1 protein-coding gene is annotated in these 259 nt (G+C 45.2%); it reads right to left on the bottom strand.

Translation table 11 applies throughout. The annotated features are described in order from the left end of the window. Positions 1–78: 78 nt before the first annotated feature. Positions 79–259: substrate-binding domain-containing protein (locus KVT34_RS30500; protein ID WP_254635251.1), on the bottom strand; the 181-nt coding region annotated here is incomplete at its 5' end.

Genomic DNA, 259 nt, shown 5'->3' with positions numbered 1-259 from the left:
CTTCAATTCAACATCCAATATCATATTCTTCAGCTACGTCTGTTCTTTAGGCATTCCCTTGTTTTTTTGAATGAGCATCTACGCCGCTTGAATTCCCATCTCTCTAGTCGGTCTGCTAACCACGGTCACTCTTGGCTGCACGAATTGAGCAAGCTCGTTCTCGTCGAACCCAATTAAAGAAATATCCTCTCCGATTCGGAGATTCAAATCGCGTATCGCTTTAATCGCACCCGTGCTGGAGGCGTTATTAGCCGCAAAT

The sequence above is a fragment of the Paenibacillus sp. GbtcB18 genome (genome assembly GCF_019091125.1).
GTDB lineage: Bacteria > Bacillota > Bacilli > Paenibacillales > NBRC-103111 > Paenibacillus_F > Paenibacillus_F chitinolyticus.
This window is presented reverse-complemented; position numbering and strand designations above follow the sequence as displayed.